Source organism: Ensifer sp. R1-3 (genome assembly GCF_056739175.1).
In genome coordinates, this window is record NZ_CP096515.1 from 1,344,534 (window position 1) to 1,362,934 (window position 18,401).

The window sequence follows — 18,401 nt, forward strand, 5'->3', positions numbered from 1 at the left end:
CGGCGCTGTAGATAGCCAGTGGAGTCAAAGCGATGGCCAAATATCTTGACGAACGCGGCGATCCGGCCTCGGCAACGCACGGAGCGGATCGAGAGAATTTCACCGGTGAGGAAGCCAAGCAGGGACGCACGGGCGTTCCGGTGCTTGGGGTCCTCGTCGGCGGACTGTTCCTAGCCCTCCTCGCCTGGGGCGCCGTCGAAATCTGGGGTGAAAGCACCGACAACGACCGCCTCACGGAAACGGAACAGGTTCAGCCGGCGCCCTCTCCGGAGCAGACAGGCAGCGTCGGCACCGGGCAGCCCGTCCCGACCGACCGGGATCCCACGGCACAGACCGGCACCGGCGGCGAGTCGCAGCAGGTTTCCCCGGAGGGGACCGAGAAATAATTGCCGGGTCGACCTGAAATCATGAGACGCGGGATGCGAGCGGAATACTTGTCCCGCCCCAAAGCGCATATCGGAGGACTGCAATCTCTCCTCTCCTCATCTCTGTGCTTGTCACAGAGATCCAGCAGCGTCGCGTCTGCGGCGCGGGAAGCGTTCTTTCAGCCCAAGGACTTGGTCTGGCTGGATCCCTGTGACAAGCACAGGGATGAGGTGATCAAACAAGCCGCGGCGGTAATCCCGAGTCTCATCAGGCCTTAGCTAGTCCGACAGTTCCTCAGTCGAGCACTCGTAGAGCGTCTCGCCGCTCTCCATGTCGACGCCGGCGAGGCTCACCTCGTAGCCCCACAGACGGCGGACGTGGCGCAGAGTGGCATCGCGGCTGTTCTCCTCCAGGAGCACCCCATTCTTCACATTGTGCTGCAATCGCAGGTGCCGGTCGCCCAGCAAATCGACATCCATGACCTGGATATCCGGCTGGCTGCTTCCGATGTCGTAGCTGCGGGCGAGAGCGCCGCGTATCGTTTCGTAGCCGCGCTCGTTATGGATGGATGCCACTTCGCAGAAATTGTCGTCCGCCTCGTCCGTCAGCAGAAACAGCCGAAACTTGCGAATCAGCGCAGGGCTCAGGAACTGCAGGATGAACGACTCGTCGCGGTGGTTCGCCCAGGCATCGAGAAGCGTCTCGCGCCAAAGGCCGGTGCCGGCGATTTCGGGAAACCAATCGCGATCCTCCGCCGTCGGCGCGACGCAGATGCGCTCGATGTCCTGCATCATGGCAAATCCCAGCGCATAGGGGTTGATCCCCGGAAAGCGGGGATCGTCGAAGCCCGGCTGAAAGACGACATTGGTATGACTCTGGAGAATCTCCAGCATTGCGCCTTCGCTTATTTTGCCCTGGTCGAACAGATTGTTCATGATGGTGTAGTGGACGAAGGTGGCGCATCCCTCGTTCATGACCTTCGTCTGCCGCTGCGGATAGAAGTACTGAGCGATCACGCGAACGATTCGCAGTATCTCCCGCTGCCAGGGCTCAAGGATGAGGCTGGTCTTCTCCAGGAAATAGAGCAGGTTCTCTTCCGGGAGGTTCAGTGATTTTTTCCGCTCCGAGAGCTCCCGTTCCAACTGCGTCGGATCGTTGTTCTCCCCCGCGGGCGGAAGCGTTCTCCACAGGTCGCTGAAGGTCTGCTCTTCATATTCCAGCCTCTCGCGCATCCGCTCCTGCTCTTTTTCGGTCGACAGGCGCGGCGGCCGTCTGTAGCGGAAGACGCCCTGCTCCATGAGTGCATGGGCAGAGTCGAGGATCGCCTCGACTGCCGGCGTTCCGTGCCGCTCTTCGCATTTGCTGATGTATTTCTTCGCGAAGTCCATATAGCTGAGGATTGCGCTGGCGTCGGTCCACTGCCGGAAGAGGTAGTTGTTCTTGAAAAAATGATTATGGCCGAAGGCTGCATGTGCGGTCACCAGGGCCTGCATGGCCATGGTGTTCTCCTCCATCAAGTAGGTGATGCAGGGATTGGAGTTGATCACCAGCTCATAGGCGAGGCCGCGCCGGCCCCTGCGATAGAGATGATCCTCGAAAACGAAGCGCTTCCCGAAGGACCAATGCTGGTACATGAGCGGCATGCCCACCGACGAATAGGCATCCAGCATCTGCTCGGAGGAGATGATCTCGAGCTGATTGGGGTATACGTCGAGACCGAGATCTTCGAGCGCGATCTCCTCGATGGCATCGTAGGTGCGCGCCAGTGTCTCGAAATTCCAGTCGGAACTCTGGAACAGAAGGTTTGAGGCGGCGCCTTTTGACATCCCGGTCCCTTTTCACTTGCGCAATTGCATTTCCGGCTGCTTGCCGAAGAGTTTTCGGAAAACGGGGTAGATATCCGCCGGTTTCGCGATGCGGGTCATCTGGAAATTCGGCCATTCGCCGTCGACGGTGCGATAGGCCCGCCAGAGCGAAGTCCCGTTATCGGTAGTGCCGAAAATCTCCGTCTCTCGCTCATCGATAATCTCGACATACGCGTAATATTGGCAAAGTCCCATCAGTTCGTCGTGAAGAAGGGAAGCGCAGCGTTCGGAGTCGCCTGAAATATTCTCGCCGTCCGACGCCTGCGCGGCATAGATGTTCCATTCGTGGGCAGGATAGCGCTCCCGGATGACGCGCAGCATCTCCTCCAGCGCGGTGGAAACGACCGTGCCGCCGCTCTGCTTGCTGTAGAAGAAGGTATTCTCGTCGACCTCGCCGGCCTCGTCGGTGTGCCGGATGAACACGATGTCGATCCGCTCATAGCGGCGCTTGAGGAAGAGGTGCAGCAGCACGAAAAAACGCTTGGCGAGGTCCTTCTCCCGCTCCCCCATCGAAGCCGAGACATCCATGAGGCAGAACATGACCGCACTCGCATTGGGCAGCGGCTGCGGCTCGAAACGATTGAAGCGAATGTCCACGGGATCGACATAGGGAATCCGCCGGCGCCGGCGCTCGAGCCTGTCGAGCTTCTGGCGCAGCTCCTCTAGGCGCTGCCGGTGCTTGATGCGGCCACGCGGCTCCGTCTCGAGCTCTGCAATCTCGTCGGCTAACGCCTCGATTTCCCGGCGCGACGGCCGCCGCAATGCGATGCGGCGTCCGTAGCTGTTGCGCATGGTGCGGCCGACATTGATGTTCGTCGGCGAGCCGCTTGCGCTGAAACCGGCGCGCCGTCGCTTGAAGGTAACCGATTCCTTCAGATTGAGCTTCACCATGTCGGGGAGTTCGAGGTCCTCGAAGAAGAGATCGAGCACCTCCTCGCGTGAAAGGACGAACTGAAACTCGTCTTCGCTTTGGCCGGTGCCGGCACCGGCATTGCCCGCACCGCCACCTGACCCCCTTTTGGGAATACGGTCTCCCGCCGCGAACTCCCGGTTTCCCGGTAGGACGTGGCGCCGCTCGCCGCTGTTGGAGTCCGGCTGGAAAGCGGGCTCGTTGACACCGCGTGCGGGCATGGACACGTTCTGTTCGGCATCGACATCCGCGATCTTGCCCGACTTGACCCGCTCTTTGATGGTTCGCTTCAGTTCCTCTCGTGCCCGTTTCAGGAAGCGTTGCCTGTTACCGAGACTTTTGTCCTTCGGATTGAGGCGACGGTCGATGAAATTCGGCATTAGCTAACCCCCGCATCCGCAGCCTCAACCCGCCTTGTTTACACGCATGTACCAGTCGACGAGACGCCGCACCTGCCGTTCGGTGTACCCGCGCTCCTTCATGCGCTGTACGAATTCGACATGCTGCTTCTCCGTGGAGCTGTCCTTCTTCGACCCGAAGCTGATGACCGGCAACAGGTCCTCGACCTGGCCGAACATGCGTTTCTCAATGACCTCGCGAAGTTTTTCATAGCTCGTCCAGGACGGGTTCTTGCCATGGTTCTTGGCCCGCGCCCGCAAGGTGAACTTGACGACCTCGTTGCGGAAGTCCTTCGGGTTGGCGATGCCCGCCGGTTTTTCGATCTGAGACAGTTCGCTGTCGAGGATCTTGCGGTTGAGGATCTGGCCGGTGTCGGGATCCTTGAAGTCCTGGTCCTCGAGCCAGGCATCGGCATAGGCGATATAGCGGTCGAACAGGTTCTGGCCGTATTCGCTGTAAGACTCCAGATAGGCCTTCTGGATCTCGTGGCCGATGAATTCCGCATAACGGGTGGCGAGTTCCGACTTGATGAAGTCGAGATAGGCTGCCTCCGTTTCCTTCGCAAACTGCTCGCGCTTGATGGCCTGCTCCAGGATGTACATCAGATGTACGGGATCGGCCGCGACCTCCTTGGTGTCGTAATTGAAGGCCTCTGACAGGACCTTGAAGGCGAAGCGGGTGCTGACGCCGGTCATGCCCTCGTCGACGCCGGCAGCGTCCCGATATTCCTGCACCGATCGCGCCTTCGGGTCGACATCCTTGAGGTTCTCGCCGTCATAGACGCGCATCTTGGTGTAGAGAGACGAGTTCTCGTGAGGAACGAGCCGGGTGGATACGGTGAAGCGGCTCAGTATCTCCAACACCTCGGGTGCGCAGGGATTGCTGACCAGTTCGCTCTCGCGAAGAAGCTTTTCGTAGATCTGCTTCTCCTCGGTGACGCGCAGGCAATAGGGCACCTTGACCACCAGGATGCGGTCCAGGAATGCCTCGTTGTTGCGGTTGTTCTTGAACTGCAGCCATTCCGATTCGTTGGAGTGGGCCAGAATGGTGCCCTGAAACGGGAATGCGCCGAAGTTTTCGGTACCGTTGTAGCTGCCTTCCTGGGTCGCCGTCAGAAGAGGATGCAGGACCTTGATCGGCGCCTTGAACATCTCGACGAATTCGAGCAGCCCCTGCGTCGTGCGGTTCAGGCCGCCGCTGTAGGAGTAGGCGTCCGGGTCGGCCTGGCTGTAGTTCTCGAGCTGGCGGATATCGACCTTGCCGACAAGCGAGGAGACGTCCTGATTGTTCTCGTCGCCCGGCTCGGTCTTGGCGATGCCGATCTGACGCAGGCGCGACGGCATCAGCTTGACGACGCTGAACTTGGATATGTCGCCACCGACCTCGTCCAGCCGCTTGGAGGCCCAGGGAGAGATCAGGCCTGTCAGCCTCCTACGGGCGATGCCGTATTTGTCTTCCAGAAGATCGGCCATGCGTTCGGGATGGAACAGGCCGAGCGGCGATTCGAAAACCGGGCTGATCTTGCCGTCCACCATCAGCGTGTAGATCGGTCGCAGTTCCATCAGCTTCTTCAACCTTTCGGCGAGCGAGGACTTACCGCCGCCGACCGGCCCAAGAAGATAAAGTATCTGCTTGCGCTCCTCGAGACCCTGGGCGGCATAGCGGAAGTAGCCGACGATCCGCTCGATCGTGTCTTCCATGCCGAAGAAGTCGGAGAAGGCCGGGTAAATTTTGATGGTTCGGTTTGCGAAGATCCGACCTAAACGCTCGTCAGCGCTGGTATCGACGAGAATCGGGTCTCCAATTGCGTCCACCATTCTTTCCTGAGCGGTGGCGTACATGCTTTTGTCATCGCGACATGCGAGGAGATATTCCTGTAGACTTATCTCTTCTTGCGCTGCACTCGTATAAATCTCCGAAAAGAGATCGAAGACGTCAGATTCACTCCTTTGCATCGTGCTCTCCCGCGGCGGGCCGCTTGGTTGAAACGGGCTCGCTGCCTTTCGGCATCTGCTTCAGGTGAACGGTTTTCCTAGCTTCAAAGTTCCTTCACATAACCGACACTGAAACGGATACCGAAGCAGCAGCCAGCGACGAACATCCGCTTATCAGTTCGGGACCGACCGATCGGCGCCTCGTGAAAGTTGTGAGGCGCACTCCGCAAGACTCGTCGCTCTGTCACCCCATCATGCCGGCGCTTCTCGCGAATCCGTCATGACAAGCGAATCATAACTTGTCCCTGCTCATTCGCCGACTTTTTTTTTGCGATTCCACGAATTTAGCCATCAACAACATCATGCAGGACGGTGATTTCGTGATCGGGCACCGCCATATCGATGCGCTGGCGGGCGCTCCGCATCGGCACGGAGCAGAGACCTGGACGACGCTGCGGCCCGAGGCATGACGCCGAGCCATTATGCGCCGTAGTTCAGAGGATAGTCCTCGCGTCCTACCGCGTCCAGCAACAACGTCGTGAAGGAGGATTAAAAATAAAAAAACCCGCGGAACCATCTGGTTACGGGGGCTTCTTCATCTTAGATGGTGCGGTCGAGAAGACTCGAACTTCCACGGGTTGCCCCACAGCGACCTCAACGCTGCGCGTCTACCAATTCCGCCACGACCGCATCGTGGTAGGTGCCGATTGCGTCGGCGGGGCTGCATGTAGCAAAAGGATTCCGGGTGCACAAGTGCATGACGACAGAAATTTGACGAGAAACAAAACTATTTCGATCGGCTCCCCGCGAACCACTGGAAACGCTGGACTCTTGCCGTCGGCGACCCCATGTACAGGCCGGAAAAAATCAGCATTCGCAAGGTTCCCATGCAACGCGAAGACCTTATCCAGAGCATGTTCGCTCCGCCGGATGCACCGCCGGTGCGGTGGCGCATTGCGCCTTCCCTCGTCGATTATCCGGAGGCCGTCGAGACGATGGAACGCGAGGCTGCTGCGATCGCGGACGGCACCGCCGACGAGCTGGTCTGGCTGGTCGAGCACCCGCCGCTTTACACCGCGGGAACCAGCGCCAACGCCGCCGACCTCGTGATGCCGGATCTGCTCCCGGTTTTCGCAACAGGAAGAGGCGGCGAGTACACCTATCACGGTCCCGGGCAGCGGGTCGTCTACGTCATGCTCGACTTGAAGCGCAGACGCCAGGACGTCCGCGGATTTGTCGCCGCACTCGAGAGCGTCATCATCGCCACGCTCGATTCCATGAACGTCAAGGGCGAACGCCGTGAAGATCGTGTCGGCGTCTGGGTGCGCCGCCCGGAGAAGCCGCCGCTCATGGACGGCTCGATGGCGGAGGACAAGATAGCGGCCATCGGCATTCGCTTGCGCAAATGGGTGAGCTTTCACGGATTGTCGTTGAACGTCGATCCGGACCTCGAGCATTTCGGGGGCATCGTGCCTTGCGGAATTCGCGGCTATGGTGTCACCAGCCTCGTCGATCTCGGTCTGCCCGTCATGATGGCCGACGTCGATATCAGGCTGAGGGAAGCCTTCGAAAGGGTCTTCGGCCCGACCCGCACCGAGAACGAATAGCAGGGTTCCACAGCACGTTGCTCGGTCCGAAATGGCGGCAAAGCCGCTTTTAGCCGTCTTTTTGCCGCTTCACATTGCCCCATCCGCAAGGAAAAGCCTATAAGCTCCCTTCACCTTCGCCCCACCGCGGGCAGTCAGGGTGCCTCGGCACCCGACAACGACAACAGGCGAAAGGAGCTACCATGCTGTTATCAACCGAGAATGCGATTGCACGTCTGCGCGAGACAGGAGACGGCGATACGCTGGGCGGTCGTATCTGGAGAGCCCGTGACGCGACGGGGCTCTCTACGAAGGAGCTGGCCAGCAAGCTCGGTGTCCGCAACGACACCATTTCTTCCTGGGAACGCGATCGCGCCGAGCCACGGGCCAATCGCCTGTTCATGCTGGCCGGCGTGCTTGGCGTGACGCCCGCCTGGCTGATGGCCGGTATCGGACGCGCACCGGATGATAGCACTGGAGATGCTTCGGGGGACGAACTTCGCAAGCAGCTGGATCTCGTAAAGAAGCTGCATGAGCAAACCGCCGAGGCCATTGCGGCGCTCGAGATGGAGTTCGAACGCCTCGACCAGGACGTTCGGTGATCGGATAGGATTTTTCCTCTTGCCGGCGGCGGCCGGCGCGATATGACGGTCGCCCCGCCTCGTTGTTCTTAGTTGATGGAGTAGAGAAATGGACGTACGCGCCGCCGTGGCCTTGGAAGCCGGCAAGCCGCTGGAGGTCATGACCGTGCAGCTCGAAGGCCCGCGGGCCGGCGAGGTGCTGGTCGAGGTGAAGGCGACCGGCATCTGCCATACCGACGATTTCACGCTGTCGGGCGCCGATCCGGAGGGGCTGTTCCCGGCGATCCTCGGTCATGAGGGCGCCGGCATCGTCGTCGATGTCGGCCCCGGCGTCACCTCGGTGAAGAAGGGCGACCACGTCATCCCGCTCTATACGCCGGAATGCCGCTCCTGCCCCTCCTGCCTCAGCCGCAAGACCAATCTGTGCACCGCCATCCGCGCCACCCAGGGGCAAGGGCTGATGCCGGACGGCAGCTCGCGGTTCTCGATCAACGGCGACAAGATCCACCATTATATGGGCTGCTCGACCTTCTCGAACTTCACCGTGCTGCCGGAGATCGCGCTCGCCAAGGTCAATCCGGACGCCCCCTTCGACAAGATCTGCTATATCGGCTGCGGCGTCACCACCGGCATCGGCGCGGTGATCAACACCGCCAAGGTCGAGATCGGCGCCACCGCCATCGTCTTCGGTCTCGGCGGCATCGGCCTCAACGTCATCCAGGGGCTTCGCCTTGCCGGCGCCGACATGATCATCGGCGTCGACCTCAACAACGACAAGAAGCCCTGGGGCGAAAAGTTCGGCATGACCCACTTCGTCAATCCGAAGGAGGTCGGCGACGACATCGTCCCCTATCTCGTCAACCTGACGAAGCGCGGTGCCGACCAGATCGGCGGCGCCGACTACACCTTCGACTGCACCGGCAACACCAAGGTCATGCGCCAGGCGCTCGAAGCCTCGCATCGCGGCTGGGGCAAGTCGGTGATCATCGGCGTCGCCGGCGCCGGCCAGGAGATTTCGACCAGGCCGTTCCAGCTCGTCACCGGCCGCACCTGGATGGGCACCGCGTTTGGCGGCGCGCGCGGCCGCACCGATGTGCCGAAGATCGTCGACTGGTACATGGAGGGCAAGATCGAGATCGATCCGATGATCACCCACACCATGCCGCTCGAGGACATCAACAAGGGTTTCGAGCTCATGCATTCCGGCGAGAGCATTCGCTCTGTCGTCGTCTACTGAGTTCGCAATCTCACTCAGGAAAGCGCCGGAGATCATTGAATCCGGCGCTTTTTCTCCCGCCGGAAACTACTCGATGATCTATGTCGATGCCGATGCATGCCCGGTAAAGCCGGAAATCCTGAAGGTGGCCGAGCGCCATGGTCTCGAGGTGACCTTCGTCGCCAATTCCGGCCTGCGTCCCTCGCGCGATCCGATGGTTCGCAACGTCATCGTGTCGGCCGGTTTCGACGCAGCGGATGATTGGATCGCCGAACGCGCCAAGGACGGCGATATCGTCGTCACTGCCGACGTGCCGCTTGCCGTGCGCTGCGTCGGCGCCGGGGCACTCGTCACCGGTCCGACCGGGCGCGTCTTCGACGAGACCAACATCGGCATGGCATCCGCGATGCGCGACCTCTCGGCCCATCTCAGGGAGACCGGGGAAAGCAAAGGCTACAACGCCGCCCTCACCTCCCGCGACCGCTCCGCCTTTCTCGAAACGCTTGACCGACTCTGCCGACGGGTAAAAAGGTAGAACCGGCGAACGGAGGCGGCGAATGGATCGGAAGTCAGGCCTGCGGCACTGGCCGTTCTATCTCGCCCTGACGGGCGGGTTGCTCAGCCTGCCGATCGGTTTTGCATTCTTCCGCGCAGAAGCAATCGAGGTCGCCGCCATCCTCTTTTTCCTTATCTATCTGTCGATCACGGCTTTGCGGCTTCCCAAACTGACCGGCAGCTATCTCGAGGCCAATGCGCGCGACACGGGCGAGCCGGAGCCGATCATCTTTCTCGTGACGCTCGTTGCCGCGGCAACTTCGCTGGTGGCCCTGTTCCTCGCGCTGAACCGCGCCGGGGGCGGCGGCACTGTGGGGCTGTCCATCGCCTTCGCAGCGGTTGCGCTCGGCTGGGCGACGATCCACACCATGGCGGCGCTGCATTATGCTCATCTTTACTGGCTTGCCGGCCGCAATGATCCCGCCAGCAATCCCGCAGCGCGCGGTCTTGCATTCCCGGAGACCGACAGCCCCGGCGGATACGATTTCCTCTATTTCGCCTTCGTCATCGGGATGACGGCGCAGACTTCGGACGTCGCCATCACGACAACGGCGATGCGCCGCGTCAACCTGATGCACGCGATCGTCTCGTTCTTCTTCAACACGGTGCTCGTCGCCGCCGCCGTCAATGCCGCGGTTCAGCTTGCAGGCGCCACCCCATGAAATTCAGGAGCCAAGAATGAAAGTAATCTCGCAAAACACGGCCTTCGGCGGCATGCAGGGCGTCTACGCTCATGATTCCACGGCCTGCAAAGGCGAAATGACCTTCGCCGTCTTCGTCCCGCCGCAGGCGATCACGGAGCCTCGCCCCGTTCTCTGGTATCTCTCCGGCCTCACCTGCACCCACGCCAATGTCATGGAGAAAGGCGAGTACCGGCGTATGGCCTCGGAGCTGGGGCTCATCATCGTCTGCCCGGATACGAGCCCAAGAGGAGCGGATGTTCCCGATGAGCTCACCAACTGGCAGATGGGCAAGGGCGCCGGCTTCTATCTCGATGCAACGGAGAAGCCCTGGGCCGAGCACTATCGGATGTACAGCTATATCACAGAAGAACTCCCGGCCCTCGTCGGCCAGCATTTCCGCGTGGATATGGGCCGCCAGGGTATCTTCGGCCACTCGATGGGGGGGCATGGCGCCATGACGGTCGCTCTCAAGCACCCCGAGCGTTTCAAGAGTTGCTCCGCCTTCGCGCCGATCGTCGCGCCGTCTTCCGCCGACTGGTCGGTCGGTGCCTTCGAGAAGTATCTCGGCCCCGATAAGGCCGCCTGGCGGGAATACGATGCCTGCGCCCTCGTCGAGGACGGCGCCCGCTTCCCGGAATTCCTGATCGACCAGGGCAAGGCGGATAGCTTCCTCGAAAACGGTCTGCGCCCCTGGCTGTTCGAAGAAGCCGTCAAAGGAACGGACATCGGGCTTACGCTCCGGATGCACGAGCGTTACGACCATTCCTATTATTTCATCTCGACCTTCATGGACGACCATCTCAGGTGGCACGCCGAGAGGCTCGGCTGACATGATGCAGCCTTCTCGGATCGGAACGATTTGATGAACCATATCCTCCTCGTCGGTGCCGGCGGCGCCCTCGGCTCCGTCCTGCGCTACCTCGTCGGCCTCTGGATGCTGCAGCGCGCCGGTCCCGCCTTTCCCTGGGGGACGCTGTTCGTGAACGTCACTGGCTCCTTTCTGATCGGTTTTCTGGCGGAGTTCATCATGCACAAGATGGGTGCCTCGCCGGAAATGCGCGTGTTCCTGATCACCGGCGTTCTGGGGGGCTACACGACGTTCTCGGCCTTTTCGCTCGACGCGATCGCCCTTCTCGAACACGGGCAGACGATGAGTGGCCTCGCCTATATCGTGGCGAGCGTCGGTCTTTCGATGCTTGCCGTGTTCGCCGGGCTGGCCCTGATGCGCGCAATGGTCTAAAGCCAGCCTTTAAGGAAAAGAAGGCGGATTTCTGCAAGATGGCAGGCATAGAACACAGGCAGGTGGACAGCGACGAAGCGGGAATGCGTCTCGACCGCTGGTTCAAGGTGCATTTCCCCGGACTGGGCTTCGGTCCGCTGCAGAAGCTGCTGCGTTCCGGACAGATCCGCGTGGATGGGGCGCGGGCAAAATCCGACACGCGCATACAACCCGGTCAGACGATCCGCATTCCGCCGCTGGGCGTCGATCCGAAGGAAGCGAAATCCGGGCCGATCGGAGGTCGTGACCTGCGCCAATCGCCGGACGGCGAGCTTCTGTCGCGCATGGTGCTGCATGAGGATGCCAAGGTCATCGTGCTCAACAAACCGGCCGGCCTTGCCGTTCAGGGCGGCTCGGGCGTCAACCGGCATATAGACAAGATGCTCGAGGCCTGGACCAGCCAGAAGGGCGAAAAGCCGCGCCTCGTCCATCGTCTCGATCGTGATACGTCCGGTGTACTTGTCGTCGCCCGCACGCGCGGGGCTGCGCAACAGCTGACCGCGGCGTTTCGCGAGCGCGACACCAAGAAGACGTACTGGGCCCTGGTCAGGGGCGTGCCGCGCAAGCGGGAAGACAAGATTTCCACCTGGCTCGTAAAGGAGCCCACGCCCGATGGCGACCGCGTGCGGATTGCCAAGCACGGCGAGGATGGCGCCGACCACGCCATCTCATATTACCGGATCGTCGAGCAAGCCGGTCAGAACCTCGCCTGGCTGGAAATGGAACCCTACACCGGCCGCACGCACCAGCTGCGCGTCCACGCCGCCCATATCGGCCATCCGATCATCGGCGATCCGAAATACTTCGAAGCCGACGTCAACTGGACCTTCCCCGGCGGCATGCAGAACCGGCTGCATCTTCACGCGCGGCACATAGACATTCCGCATCCGAACGGCGGGCGGCTGAAGATCACCGCTCCCCTGCCCCAGCACATGGTGCAGAGCTGGAACCTGCTCGGCTTCGACGAGAACGCCGCCGGCGAGGAAGAGTGATGAAGCTCGTCCTTTTCGATTGCGACGGGACGCTCGTCGACAGCGCGGGACTGATCCATGAGGTAATGGCCCGCACCTTCGAGGCGTTCGATCTGGATCGCCCGACATCGGACGCGACCAAGGCGATCATCGGCCTCACCCTCGATATCGCGATTGCCCGGCTCATGGGGCAGGAACACGTCGACGACCGGGCGACCGCAATGACGGCGCATTACAAATCTATATTCGCTTCGGTACGAGGCGAGCCCGGTTGCAGCGAAGCGCTGTTTCCGGGCATTGCGGAGATGATGCAGACTCTGGCCGGACGCGACGAACTGCTGATCGGTGCCGTCACCGGCAAATCAAGGCGAGGTCTGACGCATATCGCGGCGACGCATGGATTCGACAAGATTTTCTTCGTCTCCCGCACTGCGGACGACTGCCCCTCGAAGCCGCATCCCGCCATGGTGATGGAGTGCTGCGCGGAAGCCGGAGTCGATCCCCGCGACACGATCGTGATCGGGGACGCGATCTATGACATGCAGATGGCGAAGGCCGCCGGCGCCGATGCCCTGGGCGTCGCCTGGGGTTACGCCAGTGTGCCGGAGCTGATGGTATCCGGCGCGGATCACATCGCCCGCGTGCCGGCAGACATAATCGAATGGATGGACCGCAACCATGCCTGATATTCGCGACGAACTGAGTGGTGCGCTGAGCCACGACGATCCCGTGCGCCGGGCCCAGATCCAGATGCAGAAACCGCTGCCGAAACGCTTCTACAAGCAGGCGAGCGCCGCACCGGCGGATGACGGCGGATACGCCGTGCTTCTCGACGGAAGGTCGGTGCGCACACCGGCCAAACGGGCGTTCACCGTTCCTACCGAAAAGCTCGCAGGGCTGCTGGCAGCCGAGTGGGACGCCCAGACCGAAGTCATCGATCCATCGGCGATGCCGCTCACGCGGATCGTCAACACCGCGATCGACGGAGTTGCGCTCGACGATCGTGCGGTCTTCGACGACATTCTCCGTTTTGTCGGCAGCGATCTCCTCTGCTATCGGGCCGATAGCCCGAAGGAACTCGTCGCTCGGCAGAACGAACACTGGAATCCGATAATCGACTGGGCCGCCCGGACGCTCGGCGCCCGGTTCATTCTCGTCGAAGGCGTCATCCATCAGGAACAACCGGCGGAGGCGGTCTCGGCCTTTGCCGAAGGCCTGCGCGGCTTTGCGACACCCCTCGGCCTCGCCTGCCTGCACACCGTCACCAGCCTGACAGGATCCGCGCTGCTCGCCCTTGCCCTCGCCATGGGCAGGCTCTCCGCCGAACAGGCATGGGCTGCCGCTCATGTCGACGAGGATTGGCAGATCGAACAGTGGGGAACAGACGAAGAGGCGTTCAGACGGCGCGAAAACCGCTGGCGGGAAATGCTGGCTGCCGCGGTCGTGCTCGACGCGCTGAAGTGACGATGAGGGTGGCTCGCCCCTCATCCGCCTGCCGGCACCTTCTCTCCGCCAGCGGGGCGAAGGGGACTCGTTGCGCCAACGGCTTGTTCCTTCTCCCCGTCTAAAACGGGGAGAAGCGCAACCATTAGACTAAGCGCAAGAATTTTGTTGTGGCGCGCTTTTCGTCCATGGGGTTTGGCGCTTGACGACGGTGTTGGCGAAGATGATGAGTTTGCGGACGCAGGCGATGAGCGCCGCTTTGTGGGATTTGCCTTTTGCGGTGAGACGGTCGTAGAGCTCAACCAGCGTCTCGTTCCAGCGCTGCGACGCCGGTAAGGCGGCATTGAACAGGGCCCTGCGGACGCGCGCCCGTCCGCCGGCGATATGGCGCTCGCCTTCACGCTTGCCGCTCTGGTCGTCATAAGGCGCCACGCCGGTCAGCGCGGCGATCTCCTCACGGTCGACCCTGCCGAGTTCGGGCATCAGAATGACCAGGGTGAGTGCCGTACGGATGCCGATGCCGTCGATGCTTTCGATCAGATCAAGCTTCCGGGCGAGATCGTCATGCTCGCGGACAGCGGCCTGCAACAGCGCGAGCTGGGCTTTGCAACGGCTCTTGAGCTCACCGATGGAACGATCGATCTCCTCGAGGATCCGCCTGTCGGTGAAACGCTCGCGGCGGGTCTTGAGGCAGGCTATATCGGCTTCGATCTGCTCGATGAACAGCAGCCATTCGCCAAACGCGATCAGCCGGCTATCCGGCGCATGGCATCGCGCATCCGAACGGGCAGCGCACTCGGCGATCAGCGCGGCGTCGAGCTGGTCGTTCTTGGCTCGGCGCAGCTTATAGAGGCCGAAAGCGCGCACTTGCCGCGGCTGCAGCAGGACGACCTCAAAGCCTCTCTGATGCAGATACGCAATCACGTCGCGCTCATATCCGCCGGACGCTTCGATCCCGACCCGTCCGATCCCCTGCCGCTCGAGCCAGTCAGCCAGCGTCTGCCAGCCGTCGGCGTTGTTGGGCACTTTCTGTTTGTCGCTCACCGGATAGGTGGCGACATCAAGCCATGTCTTCCCGGTATCAATACCGGCCGCTTTCATGCTAATCTCGGTCATCCTTGTCGTCCCTGCCTTGCATACGAACCAGGTTGTTCCAGCAACCATTCGGGCCACGATGAGGAACCGACCGCGATCCTGCTTCTCCGTAACCCCCAAAGGTTCTGGTGCCGGCGATCCGACGGTCGGCGCCTTTGGCCGGGCGGCCGCCCGGCCAAAGGCATACCGAATCCTTTACAACATTTCTTATGCAAGGTGCCGGCAGGCGGATGAGGGGCAAAATTTCAGCAGTCGAACCCGTCAGCCGACGAGCTTCAGACCGGCGATGCCCGCGACGATGAGGCCGATGCAGCCGAGGCGCATCGCAGTTGCGGGCTCTGCGAACAAAATGATGCCGAGAATGACCGTACCGACGGTACCGATCCCGGCCCACACGGCATAGGCCGTGCCGAGCGGCAGCGAACGCACCGCTATTCCGAGCAGAACGACGCTCAGGATCATCGACCCGACCGTCAGCACAGTCGGCGTGAGCCGCGTAAATCCATCCGTATATTTGAGACCGATCGCCCAGCCGATTTCGAGAATTCCGGCGAGCAACAGCGTGAACCAGGCCATTTCCAACTCCTTCATATGGAGCGAGGCCGTCCCCGCGGAAGTTCGGATCTGTTCGATCCGTGCAGCCGTCTGCGATGTGATCCTTCTATGCCACGGGCTCATCCGGACAGCAAGGCATCCTGTGGTAAGGCAGGCCTGCTGGAGTGACAGAGCTGGATCGGCCCTCACGAATTCCGGTCGCGCCGAAGCTTGTTCCACCACTCCAGCCGCTTGCGGATCTCGCGTTCGAAGCCGCGCTCCGGAGGGTCGTAGAAGGTCTTTCTGCCCATCTTCTCGGGGAAATAATCCTGGCCGGAAAATGCGTCGGGCTCGTCATGATCGTAGCGATAGCCCTCGCCGTAGCCTTCCCCCTTCATGAGCTTCGTCGGAGCGTTGAGAATGTGCTTCGGCGGCAGCAGAGATCCGTTCTCCTTGGCCGCGCGCATCGCCGCCTTGTAGGCGGTATAGACCGCGTTGGACTTCGGCGCCGTGGCGAGATAGACGCAGGCCTCGGCAAGAGCCAGTTCCCCTTCGGGGGACCCGAGATAATCATAGGCATCCTTGGCGGCATTGCAGATCGCCAGTGCCTGCGGATCGGCGAGGCCGATATCCTCGACCGCCATCCGCACGAGCCGTCTGCCTATATAGAGCGGATCCTCCCCGGCATCGAACATGCGGCAGAGATAATAGAGCGCCGCGTCCGGATCGGACCCCCGAACGGACTTATGAAGCGCCGAAATCAGGTTGTAATGACCGTCCTGGCCCTTGTCGTATACCGGCGCGCGGCGCTGGACGATCTCCTGAAGCCCGGCGGAATCGAATATCTCCTCCCGGCGCGCCGCCCGCCATACCTCTTCCGCGAGCGTCAGCACCGCCCGGCCGTCCCCGTCCGCCATGCGGATCAGGCTGGCGCGAGCCTCGTCATCCAGCGGCAGCGGTTTGCCCTCGGCCGCCTCGGCCCGCTTCAGGAGTTCCTCGAGGCTGGCTTCGTCATGCGGCTTGAACGTCAAGACGCGGGCCCGCGACAAAAGCGCGGCGTTAAGCTCGAAAGACGGGTTCTCGGTGGTGGCGCCGACCAGGATGACCGTGCCATCCTCCATGACCGGCAGGAAGCTGTCCTGCTGCGCCCGGTTGAACCGGTGGATCTCGTCGACGAAAAGCAGCGTCTGGCGCCCCGACATGCGCCGGGCGCGGGCAGATTCGAACACCTTCTTGAGGTCCGCAACGCCGGAGAAGATTGCCGAAATCTGCTCGAATGCGAGACCTGCCTCGCCTGAAAGCAGGCGGGCAACCGTTGTCTTGCCGGTTCCCGGCGGGCCCCAGAAGATCATCGATCCGAGGGATCCGGAAGCGATCATCCGTGTGAGTACGCCGTCCGGGCCGGTCAGATGCTCCTGGCCCGTCACCTCCGCCAGCGTGCGCGGGCGCAGGCGATCCGCAAGCGGCCTTGCCGAGGCCATTTCCGGAGGCTCATGGGGGGCGAAGAGGTCGCTCATCGGAAGAACTGACGGATGATCTGACCGTTGCGCTCGATCTCGACACGCCAGAAGGAGGCATCCTCGGCGACGACGCTTTCCAGCGTCTTCGAACTGTCGATTGCCGTCCCGTTGACCGAACGAACGATGTCCTTCGGTTCCAGGCCGATACGCGCAGCCGGCGAGCCGCGATTGATCTCCGTGATGACCACGCCCTGCAGCGACGTGGGCATGCGCAACTCGTCCGCAAGCCGGGGCGAGAGATTTGCCACGACAGCGCCGGCGAAGGGATTGCGCCCCTCGATCAGCCGTTCGTCTCGTGGCTGCGTTTCCGGCGCCCGCTCAAGCTTGAGGGTGATTTCGCGTGCACCGCCGTTTTCCGAAATCGTCACACGCGCCTCGTGACCGATCCCCACGGTGGTCAGACGATAGCCGAGCGCATCGGGGTGTTCGACCGGAATGCCGTTGACGGCGGTGACCACCTGTCCGGGGCGCATGCCGGCGCTCTCGGCCGGACCGCCTGCGACGACCGCCGTCACCAGCGCCCCGCGCGCCCGCTCAAGCCCAAGCGCCTCGGCCACGTCGGAGGTCACCGGCTCGAAGGTCGCGCCGACGAAGGGACGGATGAACGAGCCGTTGCCTCCTTCAGCGGAGGCAACGAAAACCTTGACCAGGTTGGCGGGGATCGCAAAGCCCACACCGTTGGAACCGCCGCCTCTCGAAAAAATCGCAGTATTGATGCCGATCAACTCGCCCTTCATGTTGATCAGGCCGCCGCCGGAATTGCCCGGATTGATCGCCGCATCCGTCTGGATGAAAAAGCCGAAATCGCCGTTGGAGATCTGGTTGCGGGCGAGAGCCGACACGATGCCGCTCGTCACCGTCTGCCCGACGCCGAAAGGATTGCCCATCGCCAGCACCAGGTCGCCGACCTCCACCGCGTCGGAATCACCGATCGGGACGATGTCGAACGGACCGTCCGACTGGATTTTCAGGACCGCCAGATCGAGGCGATCATCCTTCAGGATGATCTTGCAGGGAAACTCACGCCCGTCGGCCAGCGCCACCTTGATATCGTCGGCCCCCTCGATGACATGGTTGTTGGTCACGACCAGGCCATTGCGGCCGACGATGACGCCCGACCCCAGAGACGACTGCTTCTCGGTGCGATTCGGCATCCGCTGCCCGAAGAATTCCTCGAAGAAAGGGTCCCCGGCAAAGATCGAGCGGCGCTCCACCACGCGCTCGGCATAGACGTTCACGACTGCATTCGCAGTCTGTTTGACGAGTGGCGCGAAAGAGAGCTGCATCTCCGACCGCGACTGCGGCACGGTCCGGGCATCCTGGGCCATCGCAGGTGTCGAAATGGCAACAGCAAGCGCGAGAGCCGCGAGAGCTCGATGGCCGAAGATCATGAAGCATTCTCCCTTTCGTTGCTGCTACGTTCAGATAGGATTTCGCACGGAAAAAGGCAAACCTGCCGCCCGA

At 61.8% G+C, this 18,401-nt stretch carries 19 protein-coding genes and 1 tRNA gene; 12 read left to right on the plus strand and 8 right to left on the minus strand.

The genetic code is table 11. From position 1 onward, the window contains the following. Nucleotides 1-32 precede the first annotated feature (32 nt). Nucleotides 33-386, plus strand: a complete 354-nt coding sequence (locus M1D43_RS06460; protein ID WP_010969207.1) for a hypothetical protein — start codon at nt 33-35, stop codon at nt 384-386. Nucleotides 387-644: 258 nt separating this feature from the next. Here M1D43_RS06460 and M1D43_RS06465 read toward each other — a convergent pair whose 3' ends face one another. From M1D43_RS06465 to M1D43_RS06475, 3 genes are read right to left on the minus strand one after another with little or no spacing between them, the layout of a single operon-like run. Continuing rightward, complete coding sequence (locus tag M1D43_RS06465) at nt 645-2,192, minus strand: SpoVR family protein (RefSeq protein ID WP_010969206.1); 1,548 nt, start codon at nt 2,190-2,192, stop codon at nt 645-647. A gap of 12 nt (nt 2,193-2,204) precedes the next feature. Beyond that, nucleotides 2,205-3,521 (minus strand): YeaH/YhbH family protein, encoded by a 1,317-nt coding sequence (locus tag M1D43_RS06470; RefSeq protein WP_027990048.1) that lies wholly within the window; start codon nt 3,519-3,521, stop codon nt 2,205-2,207. A gap of 24 nt (nt 3,522-3,545) precedes the next feature. Next, nucleotides 3,546-5,495 carry a PrkA family serine protein kinase gene (locus M1D43_RS06475; RefSeq protein WP_003536736.1) on the minus strand — a complete coding sequence of 650 codons (1,950 nt, stop codon included), beginning with the start codon at nt 5,493-5,495 and terminating at the stop codon, nt 3,546-3,548. A 278-nt stretch (nt 5,496-5,773) separates the two neighbouring features. On the opposite strand from M1D43_RS06475, the gene M1D43_RS06480 reads away from it, so the two are divergent. Next, nucleotides 5,774-5,944, plus strand: coding sequence for a hypothetical protein (locus tag M1D43_RS06480; RefSeq protein WP_003536738.1), 171 nt, complete (start codon nt 5,774-5,776; stop codon nt 5,942-5,944). A gap of 135 nt (nt 5,945-6,079) precedes the next feature. Here the strand turns inward: M1D43_RS06480 and M1D43_RS06485 are convergent. Continuing rightward, nucleotides 6,080-6,164 (minus strand) — tRNA-Leu (locus M1D43_RS06485). A 158-nt stretch (nt 6,165-6,322) separates the two neighbouring features. Between M1D43_RS06485 and lipB the strand changes: the two genes are divergently transcribed. From lipB to M1D43_RS06535, 10 genes are all read left to right on the plus strand, one after another. Then, the gene (lipB, locus tag M1D43_RS06490) at nt 6,323-7,081 is read left to right on the plus strand and encodes a lipoyl(octanoyl) transferase LipB (RefSeq protein ID WP_003536740.1); all 759 of its coding nucleotides are present in this window, start codon (nt 6,323-6,325) and stop codon (nt 7,079-7,081) included. A gap of 182 nt (nt 7,082-7,263) precedes the next feature. After that, nucleotides 7,264-7,662 (plus strand): helix-turn-helix domain-containing protein, encoded by a 399-nt coding sequence (locus M1D43_RS06495; protein ID WP_003536742.1) that lies wholly within the window; start codon nt 7,264-7,266, stop codon nt 7,660-7,662. Between the two features lie 88 nt (nt 7,663-7,750). Next, on the plus strand, nt 7,751-8,878 hold the full coding sequence (locus tag M1D43_RS06500) for an S-(hydroxymethyl)glutathione dehydrogenase/class III alcohol dehydrogenase (protein ID WP_015007478.1): 1,128 nt from the start codon (nt 7,751-7,753) through the stop codon (nt 8,876-8,878). A 73-nt stretch (nt 8,879-8,951) separates the two neighbouring features. After that, nucleotides 8,952-9,392: a YaiI/YqxD family protein gene (locus M1D43_RS06505; RefSeq protein ID WP_003537410.1), complete on the plus strand. Its 441-nt coding sequence runs from the start codon at nt 8,952-8,954 to the stop codon at nt 9,390-9,392. Nucleotides 9,393-9,414: 22 nt separating this feature from the next. Then, on the plus strand, nt 9,415-10,074 hold the full coding sequence (locus M1D43_RS06510; protein ID WP_153314653.1) for a DUF1345 domain-containing protein: 660 nt from the start codon (nt 9,415-9,417) through the stop codon (nt 10,072-10,074). A 16-nt stretch (nt 10,075-10,090) separates the two neighbouring features. Then, a complete protein-coding gene (gene fghA, locus M1D43_RS06515) occupies nt 10,091-10,924 on the plus strand; it encodes an S-formylglutathione hydrolase (RefSeq protein WP_010969204.1) in 834 nt (277 codons plus the stop codon). A 33-nt stretch (nt 10,925-10,957) separates the two neighbouring features. Then, nucleotides 10,958-11,335: a fluoride efflux transporter CrcB gene (crcB, locus tag M1D43_RS06520; RefSeq protein WP_010969203.1), complete on the plus strand. Its 378-nt coding sequence runs from the start codon at nt 10,958-10,960 to the stop codon at nt 11,333-11,335. Nucleotides 11,336-11,373: 38 nt separating this feature from the next. Continuing rightward, a complete protein-coding gene (locus tag M1D43_RS06525) occupies nt 11,374-12,366 on the plus strand; it encodes an RluA family pseudouridine synthase (RefSeq protein WP_003537406.1) in 993 nt (330 codons plus the stop codon). Then, nucleotides 12,366-13,031, plus strand: a complete 666-nt coding sequence (locus M1D43_RS06530) for an HAD-IA family hydrolase (protein ID WP_003537405.1) — start codon at nt 12,366-12,368, stop codon at nt 13,029-13,031. The genes M1D43_RS06525 and M1D43_RS06530 overlap by 1 nt, the downstream gene beginning before the upstream one ends. Further along, the gene (locus tag M1D43_RS06535; protein WP_027991268.1) at nt 13,024-13,809 is read left to right on the plus strand and encodes an ATP12 family chaperone protein; all 786 of its coding nucleotides are present in this window, start codon (nt 13,024-13,026) and stop codon (nt 13,807-13,809) included. Before M1D43_RS06530 ends, M1D43_RS06535 begins: the two co-directional genes overlap by 8 nt. 129 nt (nt 13,810-13,938) lie before the next feature. Here the strand turns inward: M1D43_RS06535 and M1D43_RS06540 are convergent, their stop codons facing one another. The 4 genes from M1D43_RS06540 to M1D43_RS06555 form a co-directional block, all read right to left on the minus strand. Beyond that, a complete protein-coding gene (locus M1D43_RS06540; protein ID WP_015007803.1) occupies nt 13,939-14,904 on the minus strand; it encodes an IS110 family RNA-guided transposase in 966 nt (321 codons plus the stop codon). A gap of 240 nt (nt 14,905-15,144) precedes the next feature. Further along, nucleotides 15,145-15,459, minus strand: a complete 315-nt coding sequence (gene sugE, locus M1D43_RS06545; RefSeq protein ID WP_153314736.1) for a quaternary ammonium compound efflux SMR transporter SugE — start codon at nt 15,457-15,459, stop codon at nt 15,145-15,147. Between the two features lie 164 nt (nt 15,460-15,623). Continuing rightward, entirely contained in the window at nt 15,624-16,934 is a 1,311-nt protein-coding gene (locus M1D43_RS06550; RefSeq protein ID WP_014529704.1) for a replication-associated recombination protein A, read from the minus strand. Further along, entirely contained in the window at nt 16,931-18,328 is a 1,398-nt protein-coding gene (locus M1D43_RS06555; protein ID WP_003537883.1) for a DegQ family serine endoprotease, read from the minus strand. Before M1D43_RS06555 ends, M1D43_RS06550 begins: the two co-directional genes overlap by 4 nt. Between the last annotated feature and the right edge of the window lie 73 nt (nt 18,329-18,401).

Excerpts from the sequence above, each read along its gene's own strand:
- M1D43_RS06460 (WP_010969207.1), top strand. The coding sequence starts at position 33 with ATGGCCAAATATCTTGACGAACGCGGCGATCCGGCCTCGGCAACGCAC.
- M1D43_RS06465 (WP_010969206.1), bottom strand. The coding sequence starts at position 2,192 with ATGTCAAAAGGCGCCGCCTCAAACCTTCTGTTCCAGAGTTCCGACTGG.
- M1D43_RS06470 (WP_027990048.1), bottom strand. The coding sequence starts at position 3,521 with ATGCCGAATTTCATCGACCGTCGCCTCAATCCGAAGGACAAAAGTCTC.
- M1D43_RS06475 (WP_003536736.1), bottom strand. The coding sequence starts at position 5,495 with ATGCAAAGGAGTGAATCTGACGTCTTCGATCTCTTTTCGGAGATTTAT.
- lipB (WP_003536740.1), top strand. The coding sequence starts at position 6,323 with ATGTACAGGCCGGAAAAAATCAGCATTCGCAAGGTTCCCATGCAACGC.
- M1D43_RS06495 (WP_003536742.1), top strand. The coding sequence starts at position 7,264 with ATGCTGTTATCAACCGAGAATGCGATTGCACGTCTGCGCGAGACAGGA.
- M1D43_RS06500 (WP_015007478.1), top strand. The coding sequence starts at position 7,751 with ATGGACGTACGCGCCGCCGTGGCCTTGGAAGCCGGCAAGCCGCTGGAG.
- M1D43_RS06505 (WP_003537410.1), top strand. The coding sequence starts at position 8,952 with ATGATCTATGTCGATGCCGATGCATGCCCGGTAAAGCCGGAAATCCTG.
- M1D43_RS06510 (WP_153314653.1), top strand. The coding sequence starts at position 9,415 with ATGGATCGGAAGTCAGGCCTGCGGCACTGGCCGTTCTATCTCGCCCTG.
- fghA (WP_010969204.1), top strand. The coding sequence starts at position 10,091 with ATGAAAGTAATCTCGCAAAACACGGCCTTCGGCGGCATGCAGGGCGTC.
- crcB (WP_010969203.1), top strand. The coding sequence starts at position 10,958 with ATGAACCATATCCTCCTCGTCGGTGCCGGCGGCGCCCTCGGCTCCGTC.
- M1D43_RS06525 (WP_003537406.1), top strand. The coding sequence starts at position 11,374 with ATGGCAGGCATAGAACACAGGCAGGTGGACAGCGACGAAGCGGGAATG.
- M1D43_RS06530 (WP_003537405.1), top strand. The coding sequence starts at position 12,366 with ATGAAGCTCGTCCTTTTCGATTGCGACGGGACGCTCGTCGACAGCGCG.
- M1D43_RS06535 (WP_027991268.1), top strand. The coding sequence starts at position 13,024 with ATGCCTGATATTCGCGACGAACTGAGTGGTGCGCTGAGCCACGACGAT.
- M1D43_RS06540 (WP_015007803.1), bottom strand. The coding sequence starts at position 14,904 with ATGACCGAGATTAGCATGAAAGCGGCCGGTATTGATACCGGGAAGACA.
- sugE (WP_153314736.1), bottom strand. The coding sequence starts at position 15,459 with ATGGCCTGGTTCACGCTGTTGCTCGCCGGAATTCTCGAAATCGGCTGG.
- M1D43_RS06550 (WP_014529704.1), bottom strand. The coding sequence starts at position 16,934 with ATGAGCGACCTCTTCGCCCCCCATGAGCCTCCGGAAATGGCCTCGGCA.
- M1D43_RS06555 (WP_003537883.1), bottom strand. The coding sequence starts at position 18,328 with ATGATCTTCGGCCATCGAGCTCTCGCGGCTCTCGCGCTTGCTGTTGCC.